A 15488-nucleotide genomic window follows, 5' to 3' on the forward strand; every position below is an offset into this window, starting at 1 on the left:
CCACTAGGGTAAATGCTAGTTGTCCGGATGGGGGCGGTTGTTTAATCTTCACCCAGTTCTGATGAACACCGAATTTGCAGGTGGAGAACGAGGAGACAATGAGGCACTCAGTGCCCAGACGAAAGCGCTGTTGGATATCGATCCAACAGCGCTTTTTATTTGTGCTTTTACAAATCGCTTATTCGCCGCCTGTGCACTTTCCGCGCTTTTTTCTCACCTTTTAGCGCGGGTTTTTCTGCAGATTTTCCGCACCCGACTGACGCTTGCCCTTTAGCGCCGGACAGTTTTTTTGCCCCCGTCAATGCTTGCAAAGCGCTTGCCGCAGGCCGTGGGCGTCCGCTACACTCGCCGTTCACTGACCGCTGGGTCGGGGTTTTAGCCCAGCACATTTAATTCGAACGGGTAACGGAGCAGCAAGAGGAGCGGGATGAATTCGGCATTGCGTTGGATGAGTGCGGCGTTGATTGCGACGGGTGTATCGGCGGTGTGGAGCGGCCATGCGTTTGCGGATGTGAAAATCGGCGTAACGGTGTCGGCGACCGGGCCGGCCGCTTCGCTCGGTATTCCGGAAAAGAACACCATCGCGTTGCTGCCGAAAGAAGTGGCGGGGCAGAAAATCGATTACATCGTGCTCGACGATGCGACCGATTCCACCCAGGCCGTCCAGAACGCCCGCAAGCTCACCAGCGAAGACCACGTCGACGCACTGGTCGGCTCGACCGTCGTGCCGAACTCGCTCGCCATGATCGACGTGGCCGCCGAAACGTCGACGCCGATGATCTCGATGGCCGCGGCCGCCTCGATCGTCGAACCGATGGATGCGAAGCGCGCATGGGTCTTCAAGACGCCGCAGAACGACATCCTGATGGCAACCGCGATCGCCCAGCACATGGCTAATCACGGCGTGAAAACGGTGGCCTTTATCGGCTTTGCCGACGCCTACGGTGAGAGCTGGTTCAAGGAGTTCGGCAAGGCCGCCGATCTGGCAAAGATCAAGATTGTCGCCAACGAGCGCTTCGCGCGCACCGATGCCTCGGTCACGGGCCAGGTGCTGAAGATGATGTCGCAGAACCCGGATGCGGTGCTGATCGCGGGTGCCGGCACGCCGGCGGCGCTGCCGCAGAAGACGCTGAAAGAGCGCGGCTACAAGGGCAAGTACTATCAGACGCACGGCGTGGCGAATAACGATTTCCTGCGCGTGTGCGGTAAGGATTGCGAAGGCACCTATCTGCCGGCGGGGCCGCTGCTGGTGGCCGATCAACTGCCTGATTCGAACCCGGTGAAAAAGAGTGCGCTTACCTACAAGCACGCGTACGAAGCGGCTTACGGCGTCGGCTCGATTTCGACCTTCGGCGGCCACGCATGGGACGCGGGCCTGTTGCTGCAAAAGGCGATTCCTTTGGCACTGCAAAAAGGCCAGCCCGGCACGCAGGCTTTTCGCGAAGCGCTGCGCGCCGCGCTTGAGGGCACCAAAGACCTGCCTGCTTCACACGGCATCTTCAACATGAGCGCAAACGACCATTCCGGTCTTGATCAGCGAGCGCGGGTGATGGTGGAGATTGTGGACGGCAAGTGGAAGCTGGCCGGCGACTGAGAAGGCGGAACAGCGAATCGGAACCAGATACAAGGCGCGTGCAGTTGACGCGCCTTTTTTGTTGCTCGCGCGGTACCGTGAGTCGTCGCGCGAGAGAGGCGAGACGTGCCGGCTCGGCAGGGAAAACCATGCTTGGCACACCTGAATCCGATCAATAGATTCAGACACTCGGCCCACGAGCCGGATAACAGATACACGCATCAAGCGTTTGGAGACAGACAATGAAAAAGACAGGGCAGTGGGTCCGCACGGCGATCGCACTAGCATTGGTATGCGGTGCGAGCGCGGCGATGGCGCAGGTGAAGATTGGGGTGACGGTGTCGACGACAGGACCGGCCGCATCGCTCGGGATTCCTGAGAAGAACACCATTGCGTTGCTGCCCCAGGAGATAGGCGGCAAGAGCGTGCAATACATCGTGCTCGACGACGCATCGGACACCAGCAAGGCGGTGCAGAACACACACAAGCTGATCGACGAAGATCACGTCGATGCGATCATCGGGTCGACCGTCACGCCGAATTCGCTGGCGATGCTCGACGTGGTGTCGGAAGGCAAGACGCCGATGATTTCGCTGGCCGCCTCGGCGGCGATCATCGCACCGATGGATGCGAAGCGCGAGTGGGCCTTCAAGACGCCGCAAAACGACAGCCTGATGGCGGATGCGATTGCGGGCTATATGGAGAAACACGGCGTCAAGACGGTCGGTTTCATCGGCTTCGCAGATGCCTATGGCGAGAACTGGTACAGCGTATTCAGCACGGCCGCGGCCGCGCATCATCTGAAGCTTGTCGCCAATGAGCGCTACGCCCGCACCGACGCCTCCGTGACCGGCCAGGTGCTGAAGACGATGGCTGCGAATCCGGACGCGGTGCTGATTGCCGGTTCAGGAACGCCTGCAGCATTGCCGGCCAAGACACTGAAAGAGCGTGGCTACAAGGGCAAGATCTATCAGACCCACGGCGTGGCGAACAACGACTTCCTGCGCGTGTGCGGGAAGGATTGCGAAGGCGAGTTGCTGCCCTCTGGCCCGATTCTCGTGGCCGACCAGTTGCCGGATTCGAACCCGGTGAAGCAGTCGTCCGAGGCGTACAAGAACGCGTATGAGAAGGCGTACGGCGTGGGCTCGGTGTCGACCTTCGGCGGTCACGCATGGGATGCCGGCCAGATGCTGCAGCGGGCGATTCCCGAGGCGCTCAAGAAGGGCCAGCCCGGCACGGTAGTGTTCCGCGAGGCGCTGCGTGACGCGCTCGCAAACATCAAGGAGCTGCCGCTCGCGCACGGCATCATGAACACCACGGCGACCGACCACAACGGGCTCGACAAGCGCGCTCGTGTGATCGTAGAGATCGTCGACGGCAAGTGGAAGCTGCAGGACGAGTAACGCAATAAAAGCGGACGATACACGCTTCTCGCGCACAGCCTGCGGTGGATGACGCCGCTCTGCCATTCTGTTCGATGACAATGGTTGTGTCCGCTGCGCCGGGCTCTGGCGCGGCGGCTGTGTCTTGCGGCCTTACGGCGTTAGTGAAGCCTCTGTGCGGCACGTGTGCCCATCCGAGCGGCACGGCTTAAGGGCGGGTAGTCTGTCTTGCCGTCATCACCCGCCATGACGGTTTCCCAGTGTCGACCAGAGTTAGCGCTTCAGTGCTTGCTCTGGTCTCATGCAATTTATTGCGATCGATTTCGACGTTTTCAGGACGAGGAAGTATGGATCTATCTATTGCGGCGATCCTCGCGCAGGACGGCATCACCACCGGAGCGATCTACGCGCTGCTCGCGCTCGCGCTGGTGCTGGTGTTTTCCGTAACGCGGGTCATCTTTATCCCGCAGGGCGAGTTTGTCTCGTACGGTGCGCTGACTCTTGCCGCACTGCAGTCGCAGAAATTTCCGGCCACCTGCTGGTTGCTGATGGCGCTGGGGGCGGCATGTTTTGTCGTCGAGACGGCCGGCCTCGTACGGCATCCGGAGCGGCGCGCTCATGCGGCACGCACGCTGGTGATACTCGCGGCCAAGTATCTGCTGTTCCCGGTTGCGGTGTACGCGGTGACGCACGGGCTATTCGCGCAGCCACTGCCGATGCTCGCGCAGATTGCGTTGACGCTGCTGATCGTGATTCCAATGGGGCCATTCGTGTACCGGCTGGCCTTCGAGCCGATCGCCGAAGGCACAACGCTGCTGCTGCTGATCGTGGCGGTCGCGGTGCACTTCGCGATGGTCGGCCTCGGGCTCGTGATGTTCGGCGCGGAGGGCTCGCGCACCAATGCCTTCTCCGATGCCACGTTCAACCTCGGCAGCCTGTCGATCTCCGGGCAGAGCGTGTGGGTGGTCGGGACGGCCGTGGTGCTGATCGCGGCGCTCTATCTGTACTTCGACCGCTCGATCTCGGGCAAGGTGTTGCGCGCGACTTCGGTCAACCGTCTTGGGGCGCGGCTGGTCGGCATCGGCACGACCCAGGCGGGCAGGCTTGCGTTCACGCTGGCTGCGGGGCTCGGAGCGCTGTGCGGCATCCTCGTTGCGCCCCTCACCACCATCTACTACGACTCGGGCTTCCTGATCGGTTTAAAGGGCTTTGTGGGGGCCATCATTGGCGGCCTGGTCAGTTACCCGCTGGCGGCTGCGGGCTCGGTGCTGGTGGGCCTGCTGGAATCGTATTCGTCGTTCTGGGCGAGTGCCTATAAGGAAGTGATCGTGTTCACGCTGATCATCCCGGTGCTGCTGTGGCGCAGTCTCGCCAGCCCGCACGCTGAAGAGGACGAGGAGTGACACGATGAAGCACATCATGCAAAACAAGTTCTTCTGGCTGTTCCTCGTGGTGATGTTCGCGCTGCCGGTGCTGCCGCAGCCGATTCATGTGCCGGAGTACTGGGTGACGCTGCTCAATTACATCGGCCTGTATGCGATCGTGGCGATTGGCCTGGTGCTGCTGACAGGCATCGGCGGCATGACGAGCTTCGGGCAGGCGGCGTTCGTCGGCGTGGGTGCCTATACGACCGCCTTTCTGACGACGCAGTACGGTGTGTCGCCGTGGCTCGCGCTAATCGTCGGCGTGGTGCTGACAGCGTTGATTGCGTTGATGCTCGGTGCCGTGACGATGCGTCTTTCAGGGCACTTCCTGCCGCTCGGCACGATTGCCTGGGGGCTGGCGCTGTTCTATCTGTTCGGCAACCTCGACATCCTCGGCAAGTACGACGGCATTAACGGCATTCCGGTGCTCAACGTGTTCGGCATCAATCTGGAGTCGGGGCGCCATATCTATTACCTGATCTGGGTGGTGGTGATCGGTGCAGTGGTGTCCGTTCAGAATCTGCTTAATAGCCGGCCTGGACGGGCGATTCGTGCGTTGCGAGGCGGCGGCGCGATGGCCGAAGCCATGGGCGTCAATACGGCGTGGATGCGCGTGGTGATCTTCATCTACGCCGCGGTGCTGGCGGCGATCTCCGGCTTCCTTTACGCGCATTTGCAACGCGCAGTGAATCCGACGCCGTTTGGTCTGAACCACGGCATCGAATTCCTGTTCATGGCGGTGGTGGGAGGCGTCTCGCATGTGTGGGGCGCAGTGCTCGGGGCGGCGATCCTCACCATCCTGCAGGATTATCTGCAGACGCTGCTGCCCAAGTTGCTGGGGGAGAGCGGCAATTTCGAAGTGATCGTGTTCGGCGTGCTGATGGTCCTGCTGCTGCAGTACGCGCGGCAGGGCGTGTGGCCGTTCGTGGCGCGCTTCTTTCCGCGTGGACCACGTGCCCATGTGCCAGAGCAGGCTGAGCCGTTGCCGCAGCGCAGCAAGCCGGCGGCGGGTGAAACGCTTCTGACCGTGGATAAGGCGCGCAAGGAGTTTGGCGGCCTAGTGGCAGTGAACGACGTCAGCTTCGAGGTGAAGGCGGGACAGATCATCGGCTTGATCGGGCCGAACGGCGCGGGTAAGTCAACCACCTTCAATCTGGTCACCGGCGTATTGCGCGCAACTAGCGGCGAGATCACGTTTCGCGGCGAGCGGATCGATGGACTCACTTCACGTGAAATCGTCAAACGCGGAATTGGCCGGACGTTCCAGCACGTCAAACTGCTGCCGGGCATGAGCGTGCTGGAGAACGTCGCGATCGGCGCGCACTTGCGCGGACACGCGGGCGTCTGGCGTAGCGTCGCCAAGCTAAACGCCGCAGAAGAAGGGCGCCTGATGGCGGAAGCCGCCCGGCAGATTCGCCGTGTGGGGCTGGAAGAGCATATGTACGAGGAAGCGGGGAGTCTCGCGCTTGGCCAGCAGCGAATTCTGGAAATCGCGCGTGCACTGTGCTGCGATCCGACACTGTTGCTACTTGACGAGCCCGCTGCGGGCCTGCGCTATCAGGAAAAGCAGCGGCTCGCCGACTTGCTGCGCAAGCTCAAGGAAGAGGGAATGAGCGTGCTGCTGGTCGAGCACGACATGGATTTCGTGATGAATCTCACCGACCGGCTGGTGGTGATGGAATTTGGGACGCGGATCGCGGAAGGTTTGCCGCAGGACGTGCAGAAGGATCCGGCGGTGCTCGAAGCGTATCTGGGTGGGGTGGACTGATGGAAACGATGATGAATTCCGCGATGCCGATTCTCGACGTGGAGGGGTTGTCGGTCCGCTACGGCAAAGTTGAGGCGCTGCACGGCGCCAGCATCAAGGTCCGACCGGGGCAAATCGTGTCCGTGATCGGCCCAAACGGAGCGGGTAAGTCCACTCTGCTTAACGCGATCATGGGCGCGTTGCCAGTGACTGGTCATGCAAAGGGCGCGATTTTGTATCGGGGGGAGGACGTTAGCGCGGTGCCGGTGGAAAAGCGGGTGGCGCGGGGCATGTGCCTCGTCCCCGAGAAACGGGAGCTCTTTTCGACGATGAGCGTCGGGGACAACCTCGTGCTGGGCGCCTACCGGCGCAAGCGGGCGGGGGAGCGCAATTATCTTGACCAGCTCGAACCGGTCTTCACGCTGTTTCCGCGGCTCAAGGAACGTCGGAAGCAGGCGGCGGGGACGCTGTCCGGCGGTGAGCGCCAGATGCTGGCAGTGGGGCGGGCGCTGATGGGCAAGCCTGAGTTACTGATGCTGGACGAGCCGAGCCTCGGTCTTGCGCCGCTGATCGTCAAAGAGATTTTTCACATCATTAGCGCGCTGCGTCAGACGGGCGTCGCGACCTTGCTGATCGAGCAAAATGCGCGCGCCGCCCTGCAGATTTCCGAGTACGGCTACGTTCTGGAGACTGGCGAGTTGGCGCTTGAGGGGCCGGCCGTGGATCTGGCGCAGAATCCTCGCGTGATTGAGACATATCTCGGTTTAACGAAGAAGGTGGCGTAAAGCCTTTGGCGTCAAGCGTTTGCGGGTGACCGAGCGGTGCGTTTCACGTGAAACACACCGCTTTTTTTATCGTCTGGCCAAACGGACGAAATTCGGGCCAAAAGCGAACCCGCTATAATTCGCCAATACATTTTCCTTAGAAGGTTCACGCGGTGTCCCGGCGTGAGATCCGCGATGCTTTATCCCACTGAATTTGACGTAATTGTCGTTGGCGGCGGTCATGCCGGCACCGAAGCCGCTTTGGCTTCTGCACGCATGGGCAACAAGACGCTCCTGCTGACGCATAACATCGAAACCCTCGGTCAGATGAGCTGCAATCCGTCGATTGGCGGTATTGGTAAAGGCCATCTGGTGAAGGAAGTCGACGCACTCGGCGGCGCGATGGCCGCAGCTACCGACGAAGGCGGCATCCAGTTCCGTATCCTGAACTCGTCGAAAGGCCCTGCCGTGCGGGCGACCCGCGCGCAAGCCGACCGTCTCCTGTACAAGCAGGCTATCCGGCATCGCCTCGAGAATCAGCCGAATCTCTGGTTGTTCCAGCAGGCGGTGGACGACCTCATGGTGGAAGGCGACCGGGTGGTCGGCGCAGTCACGCAGGTTGGGATTCGCTTCCGCTCTCGCGCTGTCGTGCTGACGGCCGGGACCTTCCTGGACGGCAAGATTCACGTTGGCCTGAACAACTACACAGGCGGCCGCGCAGGTGATCCGGCCGCCGTGTCGCTGTCGGCGCGCCTCAAGGAACTGAAGCTGCCGCAAGGCCGACTGAAGACCGGGACGCCGCCGCGGATCGACGGCCGCACAATCGATTTTTCCAAGCTTGAAGAGCAACCGGGCGATCTGGATCCGGTGCCGGTGTTTTCGTTCCTGGGCCGCGTCGAACAGCATCCGCGTCAGGTGCCGTGCTGGGTGACGCATACCAACGAGCGTACCCACGACATCATCCGCGGCGGGCTCGACCGGTCGCCGATGTACACGGGTGTGATCGAAGGGGTAGGGCCGCGTTATTGCCCGTCGATTGAGGACAAGATTCACCGGTTTGCGTCGAAAGAGTCGCATCAGATCTTCCTGGAACCCGAAGGCCTGACCACGAACGAGTTCTACCCGAACGGGATTTCCACGAGCCTGCCGTTCGACGTGCAACTGGAACTGGTGCGCTCGATGGTGGGTCTCGAGCGCGCCCACATCCTGCGTCCCGGTTACGCGATCGAATACGATTATTTCGACCCGCGTGGGCTGAAGGCGTCGCTGGAAACGAAGGTGATCAACGGTCTGTTCTTTGCGGGGCAGATCAATGGCACGACCGGTTACGAAGAGGCTGCGGCGCAAGGTCTGCTGGCCGGCATAAACGCGGGTCTGCATGTGCAGGGGCGCGAAGCGTGGTGCCCACGTCGTGATCAGGCGTACCTTGGTGTGCTGGTCGACGACCTCGTAACGCGCGGTGTTTCCGAGCCGTATCGTATGTTTACCAGCCGTGCCGAGTATCGTCTGAGCCTCCGTGAAGACAATGCGGACATGCGTCTGACGGAAATCGGTCGCGAACTCGGAGTTGTGGACGACGTCCGCTGGGAGGCATTTGGCCGCAAGCGCGAGGCTGTTTCACGTGAAACAGAGCGCCTCCGCACAACGTGGGTGAATCCGAAGACGGTGTCCGCGGAAGAGGCGACGGCGTTGCTCGGTAAGGCGATCGATCACGAGTACAGCCTTGCTGATCTCTTGCGTCGTCCGGGTGTGACCTATGACGGCGTGTGTGGTTTGCGCGACGGCGTTTGCGCCCCGGCCGAAACCTTGGCCGAAGACGACGTCCTGCTGGCGCAGATCAAGGAGCAGATCGAGATCGGCATCAAGTATCAGGGCTATATAGAGCGTCAGGCTGGAGAAATCGAGCGTAACGAATCGCATGAAAACACCCGCCTGCCCGAAGGACTCGACTACGCCGAGGTGCGCGGCCTGTCATTCGAGGCGCGTCAGAAGCTGACCCAATTCCGCCCCGAAACCATCGGCCAGGCATCGCGTATCTCCGGCATTACGCCAGCGGCGATCTCGCTGCTGATGGTTCACCTGAAGCGCGGCCTTGGCCGCCGCTTGACGAAACCCGCCGGTGCAGCCGACAGCGGCACCGACTCCACGCCGGTGACGCAATGACGGCACGGCAGAAGGGGTTTGGCGGCGCAGATAGCAGGGAAGCGCTGGGTGCGTTGCTCAACGAGGGTGTCGAGGAACTCGGCCTCGATCTGAGCGACGCCCAGCTTGGCAAGTTGCTCGACTACGTCGCATTGCTTGCGAAGTGGAACGCCGTGTACAACCTCACGGCAATCCGCGAGCCGCGGCAAATGCTGATCCAGCACATCCTCGATTCGCTTTCAATCGTGCCGCATCTCGCTAGCCTCGGTCCGTCGTTGGCACTCGACGTCGGCTCGGGTGGTGGCCTGCCCGGAATCGTGTTAGCGATCGTCTTGCCTGACTGGACGGTCACGCTCAACGACATCGTCCACAAAAAGACGGCGTTTCAAGCGCAGGCCAAGGCGGAACTCGGTCTCACCAATCTCTCCGTGGTGACCGGCCGCGTCGAAACACTGAAGCCTGGCGTGGAAGTGCCGGGAAAGTTTGATGTAATCGTCTCGCGTGCATTCGCAGAGCTCGCGGATTTCGTTACACTGGCCCGTCATCTGGTTGCTGAGCAGGGCGCGATCTGGGCTATGAAGGGCGTACGGCCCGATGGCGAGATTGAACGCCTACCGGCGGGCTCCCACGCAAAACAGATCATCCGGCTCAAGGTGCCGTCGCTCGAAGCAGAGCGCCACCTCGTCGAGGTGGTGCTGGACGCCGATAGCTAAGCCGCCCCGCGAACCAGAGATTAGATACAAGCGCATTCCAACTCATCCAGGCAGCAAAAGGGACACACCAAAGATGGCAAAAATCTTCTGCGTTGCGAACCAGAAGGGCGGCGTCGGGAAGACGACGACAGCAGTCAATCTCGCCGCTAGCCTCGCATCGCAGGGACAGCGTGTTCTTCTCATCGACCTGGATCCGCAGGGCAACGCCACCATGGGCAGCGGTGTCGACAAGGCCGCCTGTACCAACACCGTTTATGAAGTGCTGGTGGACGGCTTGGCGATAGCGGATGCGCGGGTGCGGCCTGAAGCGGTTTCGTACGACGTAGTGCCGGCCAACCGCGAACTGGCGGGGGCTGAAGTCGAACTGGTGGACGTGGAGCATCGCGAGCGTCAGTTGAAGGATGCGCTGGCGTCGGTGGAAGGCGACTACGACTTCATCCTGATCGACTGCCCGCCGGCTCTGTCGCTGCTGACCCTCAACGGCCTGTGCGCCGCGCACGGCGTAGTGATCCCGATGCAGTGCGAGTATTTCGCGCTTGAAGGGCTGTCGGACCTGGTCAATACCATCAAGCAGGTGCACGCGAACCTGAATCGCGATCTGAAGGTCATCGGGCTGCTGCGCGTCATGTTTGATCCGCGCATCACGCTGCAACAGCAGGTGTCCGACCAATTGAAAGAGCATTTCGGCGACAAGGTATTTGACGTCGTCATTCCGCGCAACGTGCGTCTCGCCGAGGCGCCCAGCTATGGATTGCCGGGCGTCGTGTTCGACCGTGCGTCGCGCGGTGCGCAGGCGTACGTGCAATTTGGCGCGGAAATGATTGAGCGAGTGCGCGCGATCATTTGACGCGTGGCGAGGCACCCCCAAGCTGATCGAGGAAGCACGATGAATGCAGTAGCACGAAAGAAGGGATTGGGCCGGGGGCTGGAAGCCTTGCTCGGCGGCAGCGCGGACATCACCGAGGCGGTGAAGATCGAAGGCGCGCCGAACGTCTTGCCGCTTGGCAAGCTGCAGGCCGGCAAGTACCAGCCGCGCACGCGCATGGACGAAGGTGCGCTGCAGGAATTGGCGGCCAGCATTCGCGCGCAAGGTCTGATGCAACCGATCCTCGTGCGCCCAGTCTCGGCCGACAAGTACGAGATCATCGCCGGCGAGCGGCGTTTCCGCGCGGCACGCATCGCGGGTCTGGAAGAGGTGCCGGTGCTGGTGCGGGACGTGCCCGACCAGGCCGCCGCAGCGATGGCGCTGATCGAGAACATCCAGCGCGAAGATCTGAACCCGTTGGAAGAGGCTCAAGGCATCCAGCGTCTGCTCGACGAATTCAGCTTTACGCATGAGCAGGCAGCGGAATCGGTGGGGCGATCGCGCAGTGCAGTGTCGAACCTGCTGCGTCTGTTGAATCTGGCGGCGCCGGTGCAGACGATGCTGCTCGCGGGCGATCTCGACATGGGCCACGCCCGTGCGTTGCTGGCGGTCGACGCCGCCACGCAGATCACGCTCGCCAACCAGGTCGTCAACAAGCGGATGTCGGTGCGCGAAACCGAGAAGCTGGTGACCACGACCACCAAGGTCGCGCCAGCGGTAAAGGCGAAGGCAAACAACGACGGCGGCCGCGATACACGGCGCCTCGAAGAGGAGCTGTCGGATCTGCTGGCCGCCACGGTCAAGATCAAGCTCGGCCGCCGCGGGCGTGGCCAGGTGCTGGTGGACTTCGGCGACCTCGATGCGCTCGAAGGCATCCTCGTGCGGCTGCGCGGCAACGCCACGGCCTGATTGACGATTCCCCGTGACGGTTGCCGAGCGCGAGTCCCAAACCGCCAGAAGAAGTCCGCTGCATAAGCTGATCGCCCTTGCGACGAAAGAGCCGGTTCTCTCTGTGCTCGTCGTCGCGCTGATCGCGCTGCAGTGTCTGCACCCACGCCCGTGGCTCACGCTGCCGGGGCTCGTCGACTGGCAGACCGTCCTGACACTTGCAGGACTCCTGATCTTGACGAAAGCCATCGAATTATCAGGAGTCCTGATGTGGATGGCGCACCGGGTGATTCATTACATCCACTCGGAACGGGCCCTTGCGTTCTTGCTGATCGGCCTGGCGGCGGCGTTGTCAACGCTGTTGACCAACGACGTCGCGCTGTTTGTGGTCGTGCCGCTTGCGTTGTCCCTGCACGAACTCACGCCGCTGCCGCTCAAGCGTCTCGTCATTTTCATCGCGCTGTCGGTGAACGCGGGCTCGATTCTGACGCCGCTCGGCAATCCGCAAAACCTGTTTCTCTGGCAAACCAGCGGCGTGTCCTTTGGCGGTTTCGTCTGGGGGCTGGCTCCGCTTTGTGCCGTGTTGATGGTGATGCTTTACGTCATGGCGGCAGCGAGCTTCCGCGCGAAGCCGCTCGATCTGTCCAAAGATACGGAGACTCACCCCGTCGACCGCGTACTCGTAGGCGTGGCGGTGCTGTTGTTTATTGCTTTCGTGCTGCTCGCCGATTCCCATCACGCCGGCATTGCGCTCGCGGCCATCGTGGTGGGCTTCCTGATCTGGCGCCGCGAGATCGTCCTGAAAATCGACTGGCTGCTGCTGCTGATTTTTGTCTTCATGTTTATCGTGTTGCGCAGCGTCGCGGCGTTGCCGTGGGTGCACACGCTGGTCGGCCAACTGGGTCTCGCGACCCCGCTGCGCGCTTTTGCCGCAGGGGCCGTTCTCTCGCAAGGAATCAGCAATGTTCCGGCTGCGATCATGCTCGCCGAGTTCACCAAAGACTGGCGCGCGCTCGCCTTCGGTGTGAGTGTGGGCGGCTTCGGTATCGCAATCGGTTCACTGGCAAATCTGATTGCCGTGCGACTCTCGAAGGAACGCGGCATGTGGCTGCCGTTTCACCTTTACTCCGTGCCGTTCTGGCTGGCCGGCGGGGCAGTCGGCGGCTGGCTTCTGTTGCATATTTGATACGGACGCCAGAGCGTCCCCGTGCTAGCCTTCCGGCCCGAATCAGGTCAATTTAGCTGACATTTTTTGCGATCCCCCGACAGCCTTACAGTTGGCGTCCATTGGGATCTGAAAGCCGCTTTCCCGCATCATGGAGCGCCTTTTCACGCGGGTTATTGAACGGCCTAAAGTCTTGAATTGCCTGCAACTATCGCTTACAATCGCCCGGATTTAATTGCACGGCAACCCCGTAAGCGTCGCGTAAGCTGGCGGACGGAACTAGACTTTCGGAACACAGCGATGGCGGTCAAAACGTCGAATCAGGCGCCGAAGAATGGGCACGACGAAGACCGCGCAGAACGCACGTTTTCCGCTGCGTCTGGTCAGCCCGTTACACATGACGATGGGTGGGATGTCGAGCAACAAGATAACAATATCGTTCCGCTCACGCGGGCTGAGGCAGAGAAGCTGTTCGGTCCGAATGTGAGTCGTCCATCGCGGGTCACGCCTTTCAAGGTCGTGGCGGCGCAAATGGTTTTGTCCCTGGGTGCTACGCTGGTGTGGTGGCTGTTCTACAAGCCGCCGGGCGCTGCTGCGCTGTCCGCGTTCTTGGGGGGAGCGATTTGCTGGGTGCCGGGCGCATTGTTCGCGGCACGACTAAGAACACTGAGCGGCGCCGAAACAGTCATGAGCTGGATGATCGGCGAAGCGCTCAAGATGGGGACAACGATCGCGATGTTTGTAGCCATCGCTTTCTGGTATCACGACGTACGCTGGGTGCCGCTGCTCGTGACCTACCTCATTGCATTGAAGACGTACTGGATCGCGCTTGCCTGGCGGTGAGCGGAGAAGTAACGCAAAAAATACTGGCTGGCGCAAGGCGTCGGCAAAAAGGCGCGCGGGTAGGACATGACTCGCGCCGGCGTGTTCCCGCAATAGACTCTTGCAGCGGGAACGGCCCGGACTGATTTTCGACAATTTGGGTGGCATTAACGATATGGCAGCTAGCGAAGGAACGCGCGCGATGGATCCGTCCGAGTACATCGCGCACCACTTGCAGAACTTTTCTACCGCGCACCAGACGTCGATTTTCGATATCCACGTCTGGAATCTCGACACCCTGTTCTGGTCGATCGTTTGCGGCCTGCTCACCATCTTCATCCTGCATCTCGCTGCCCGTAAAGCGACTTCCGGCGTGCCGGGCCGCTTCCAGTGCGCGATCGAAATGCTGGTCGAAATGGTCGAAGATCAATCGAAGTCGATGATCCACGGCAGCCGCACCTTCATTGCTCCGCTCGCACTGTTCGTGTTCGTCTGGGTTGCTCTGATGAACTCGCTCGACTTCATCCCCGTCGACCTGCCGGGCCGTGTGATCGGCTGGCTGGGCCTCTCGGAAGTCATTCCGCACCACCGCATCGTTCCGACGGCCGACCTGAACGGCACGCTCGGCATCGCGCTCGGCGTGTTCGTGCTGATGATTTACTACAACTTCAAGATCAAGGGCGCCGGCGGCTTCGTGCATGAACTGCTGTCCGCTCCGTTCGGCGCGCATCCGCTCCTGTGGATCCCGAACCTGGCACTGAACATCATCGAGTTCGTCGCGAAGACGGTTTCCCTCGGCATGCGGCTGTTCGGCAACATGTACGCGGGCGAACTGTTGTTCCTGCTGATCGCCCTCCTGGGCAGCATCTGGAGCTTCGGCGCGGACACGACGGTGCTTGGCTTCATCGGCCACGTGATCGCCGGCAGCGTGTGGGCAATCTTCCACATTCTGATCGTTCTACTGCAGGCGTTCATTTTCATGATGCTGACGCTGGTGTACCTCGGCCAGGCACACGACAAGCACTAACCTGCGCTGTCGAACAACGAATTGCTTTAGCTTTTTAGTTTTTTAAATCCTAGTTCCAACCAGTTCCAAAAAGACTTTTCACAAAGGAGTGATCATGCAAGCTTTCATCGCCAACATCCAGGGTCTGACCGCCATCGGTATCGGCATCATCATCGGCCTGGGTGCAATCGGCGCCTGTATCGGTATCGGCCTGATGGGCGGCAAGTACATTGAAGCATGCGCTCGTCAGCCGGAACTGATGAACCCGCTGCAAACCAAGATGTTCCTGCTGGCTGGTCTGATCGATGCGGCGTTCCTGATTGGCGTTGGTGTGGCAATGCTGTTTGCGTTCGCGAACCCGCTGCTGTCGAAGCTGGCAGGCTGAGGTTCCTCGGAAGTTTGCGCCTGAGCTATAACTAGTACAGGGCGCAGGGCGGAACGGGCACTTAGGCGCTGATCGAATACAGAATCGATGAGCGCCTTGCCGTTTCACTTTCCGAACTAGCAACGTTTAAGGAAACACCGTGAATCTCAACGCAACCCTGTTTGCGCAAATGGTCGTGTTCCTGATCCTCGCGTGGTTCACGATGAAGTTCGTGTGGCCTCCGTTGATCAACGCCCTCGACGAGCGCGCGAAGAAGATCGCCGAAGGTCTGTCTGCTGCTGAAAAGGGCAAGGCGGAACTGGAAGCCGCGCACAAGCGCGTCGACCAGGAACTGGCACAGGCGCGCAACGATGGTCAGCAACGCATTGCTGATGCCGAAAAGCGCGCAGTGACCCTCGCTGACGAAATCAAGGCCCAGGCACAAGCTGAAGCCGCCCGCATTCTCGCGCAAGCGAAGGCCGATGCAGAACAACAAGTCGTCAAGGCGCGTGAAGCGCTGCGCGGCGAAGTGGCTGTACTCGCCGTCAAGGGCGCTGAACAGATCCTGAAGCGCGAAGTCGACCAGGCAGTTCACGCTGACCTGCTGAATCAACTGAAAGCCGAGCTCTGATC

Annotated in this window: 15 protein-coding genes; all 15 read left to right on the top strand. The window is 61.0% G+C overall.

The annotated features are described in order from the left end of the window. Nucleotides 1–61: 61 nt before the first annotated feature. The 15 genes from P3T40_RS04045 to P3T40_RS04115 all read left to right on the top strand — a co-directional run bounded on the left by P3T40_RS04045 (nucleotide 62) and on the right by P3T40_RS04115 (nucleotide 15486). Nucleotides 62–274 (top strand): hypothetical protein, encoded by a 213-nt coding sequence (locus tag P3T40_RS04045; RefSeq protein WP_429266380.1) that lies wholly within the window; start codon nucleotides 62–64, stop codon nucleotides 272–274. 153 nt (nucleotides 275–427) lie between these two features. After that, the gene (locus tag P3T40_RS04050; protein WP_429266381.1) at nucleotides 428–1594 is read left to right on the top strand and encodes an ABC transporter substrate-binding protein; all 1167 of its coding nucleotides are present in this window, start codon (nucleotides 428–430) and stop codon (nucleotides 1592–1594) included. A gap of 221 nt (nucleotides 1595–1815) precedes the next feature. Next, entirely contained in the window at nucleotides 1816–2976 is a 1161-nt protein-coding gene (locus P3T40_RS04055) for an ABC transporter substrate-binding protein (protein ID WP_429266382.1), read from the top strand. Nucleotides 2977–3302: 326 nt separating this feature from the next. Next, entirely contained in the window at nucleotides 3303–4358 is a 1056-nt protein-coding gene (locus P3T40_RS04060; RefSeq protein ID WP_429266383.1) for a branched-chain amino acid ABC transporter permease, read from the top strand. A gap of 4 nt (nucleotides 4359–4362) precedes the next feature. After that, nucleotides 4363–6147 carry an ABC transporter permease subunit gene (locus P3T40_RS04065; protein WP_429266384.1) on the top strand — a complete coding sequence of 595 codons (1785 nt, stop codon included), beginning with the start codon at nucleotides 4363–4365 and terminating at the stop codon, nucleotides 6145–6147. Nucleotides 6148–6155: 8 nt separating this feature from the next. Beyond that, nucleotides 6156–6911: an ABC transporter ATP-binding protein gene (locus P3T40_RS04070; RefSeq protein WP_429266608.1), complete on the top strand. Its 756-nt coding sequence runs from the start codon at nucleotides 6156–6158 to the stop codon at nucleotides 6909–6911. Between the two features lie 174 nt (nucleotides 6912–7085). Continuing rightward, nucleotides 7086–9053 (top strand): tRNA uridine-5-carboxymethylaminomethyl(34) synthesis enzyme MnmG, encoded by a 1968-nt coding sequence (gene mnmG / locus P3T40_RS04075; RefSeq protein ID WP_429266385.1) that lies wholly within the window; start codon nucleotides 7086–7088, stop codon nucleotides 9051–9053. Continuing rightward, nucleotides 9050–9745, top strand: a complete 696-nt coding sequence (rsmG, locus tag P3T40_RS04080; protein WP_429266386.1) for a 16S rRNA (guanine(527)-N(7))-methyltransferase RsmG — start codon at nucleotides 9050–9052, stop codon at nucleotides 9743–9745. Before mnmG ends, rsmG begins: the two co-directional genes overlap by 4 nt. Before the next feature lie 73 nt (nucleotides 9746–9818). Then, nucleotides 9819–10592: a ParA family protein gene (locus P3T40_RS04085; protein ID WP_429266387.1), complete on the top strand. Its 774-nt coding sequence runs from the start codon at nucleotides 9819–9821 to the stop codon at nucleotides 10590–10592. Between the two features lie 39 nt (nucleotides 10593–10631). Next, entirely contained in the window at nucleotides 10632–11519 is an 888-nt protein-coding gene (locus tag P3T40_RS04090; protein WP_429266388.1) for a ParB/RepB/Spo0J family partition protein, read from the top strand. 58 nt (nucleotides 11520–11577) lie between these two features. Further along, on the top strand, nucleotides 11578–12684 hold the full coding sequence (locus P3T40_RS04095) for an SLC13 family permease (protein WP_429266609.1): 1107 nt from the start codon (nucleotides 11578–11580) through the stop codon (nucleotides 12682–12684). Between the two features lie 279 nt (nucleotides 12685–12963). Next, nucleotides 12964–13506, top strand: a complete 543-nt coding sequence (locus P3T40_RS04100) for an ATP synthase subunit I (protein WP_429266389.1) — start codon at nucleotides 12964–12966, stop codon at nucleotides 13504–13506. Nucleotides 13507–13660: 154 nt separating this feature from the next. After that, the gene (gene atpB / locus P3T40_RS04105) at nucleotides 13661–14512 is read left to right on the top strand and encodes a F0F1 ATP synthase subunit A (RefSeq protein WP_429266390.1); all 852 of its coding nucleotides are present in this window, start codon (nucleotides 13661–13663) and stop codon (nucleotides 14510–14512) included. Nucleotides 14513–14606: 94 nt separating this feature from the next. Then, a complete protein-coding gene (gene atpE / locus P3T40_RS04110) occupies nucleotides 14607–14876 on the top strand; it encodes a F0F1 ATP synthase subunit C (protein ID WP_007180033.1) in 270 nt (89 codons plus the stop codon). A 139-nt stretch (nucleotides 14877–15015) separates the two neighbouring features. Continuing rightward, complete coding sequence (locus P3T40_RS04115) at nucleotides 15016–15486, top strand: F0F1 ATP synthase subunit B (protein ID WP_429266391.1); 471 nt, start codon at nucleotides 15016–15018, stop codon at nucleotides 15484–15486. Nucleotides 15487–15488: the final 2 nt, after the last annotated feature.

The organism is Paraburkholderia sp. EB58 (genome assembly GCF_050436665.1).
GTDB lineage: Bacteria > Pseudomonadota > Gammaproteobacteria > Burkholderiales > Burkholderiaceae > Paraburkholderia.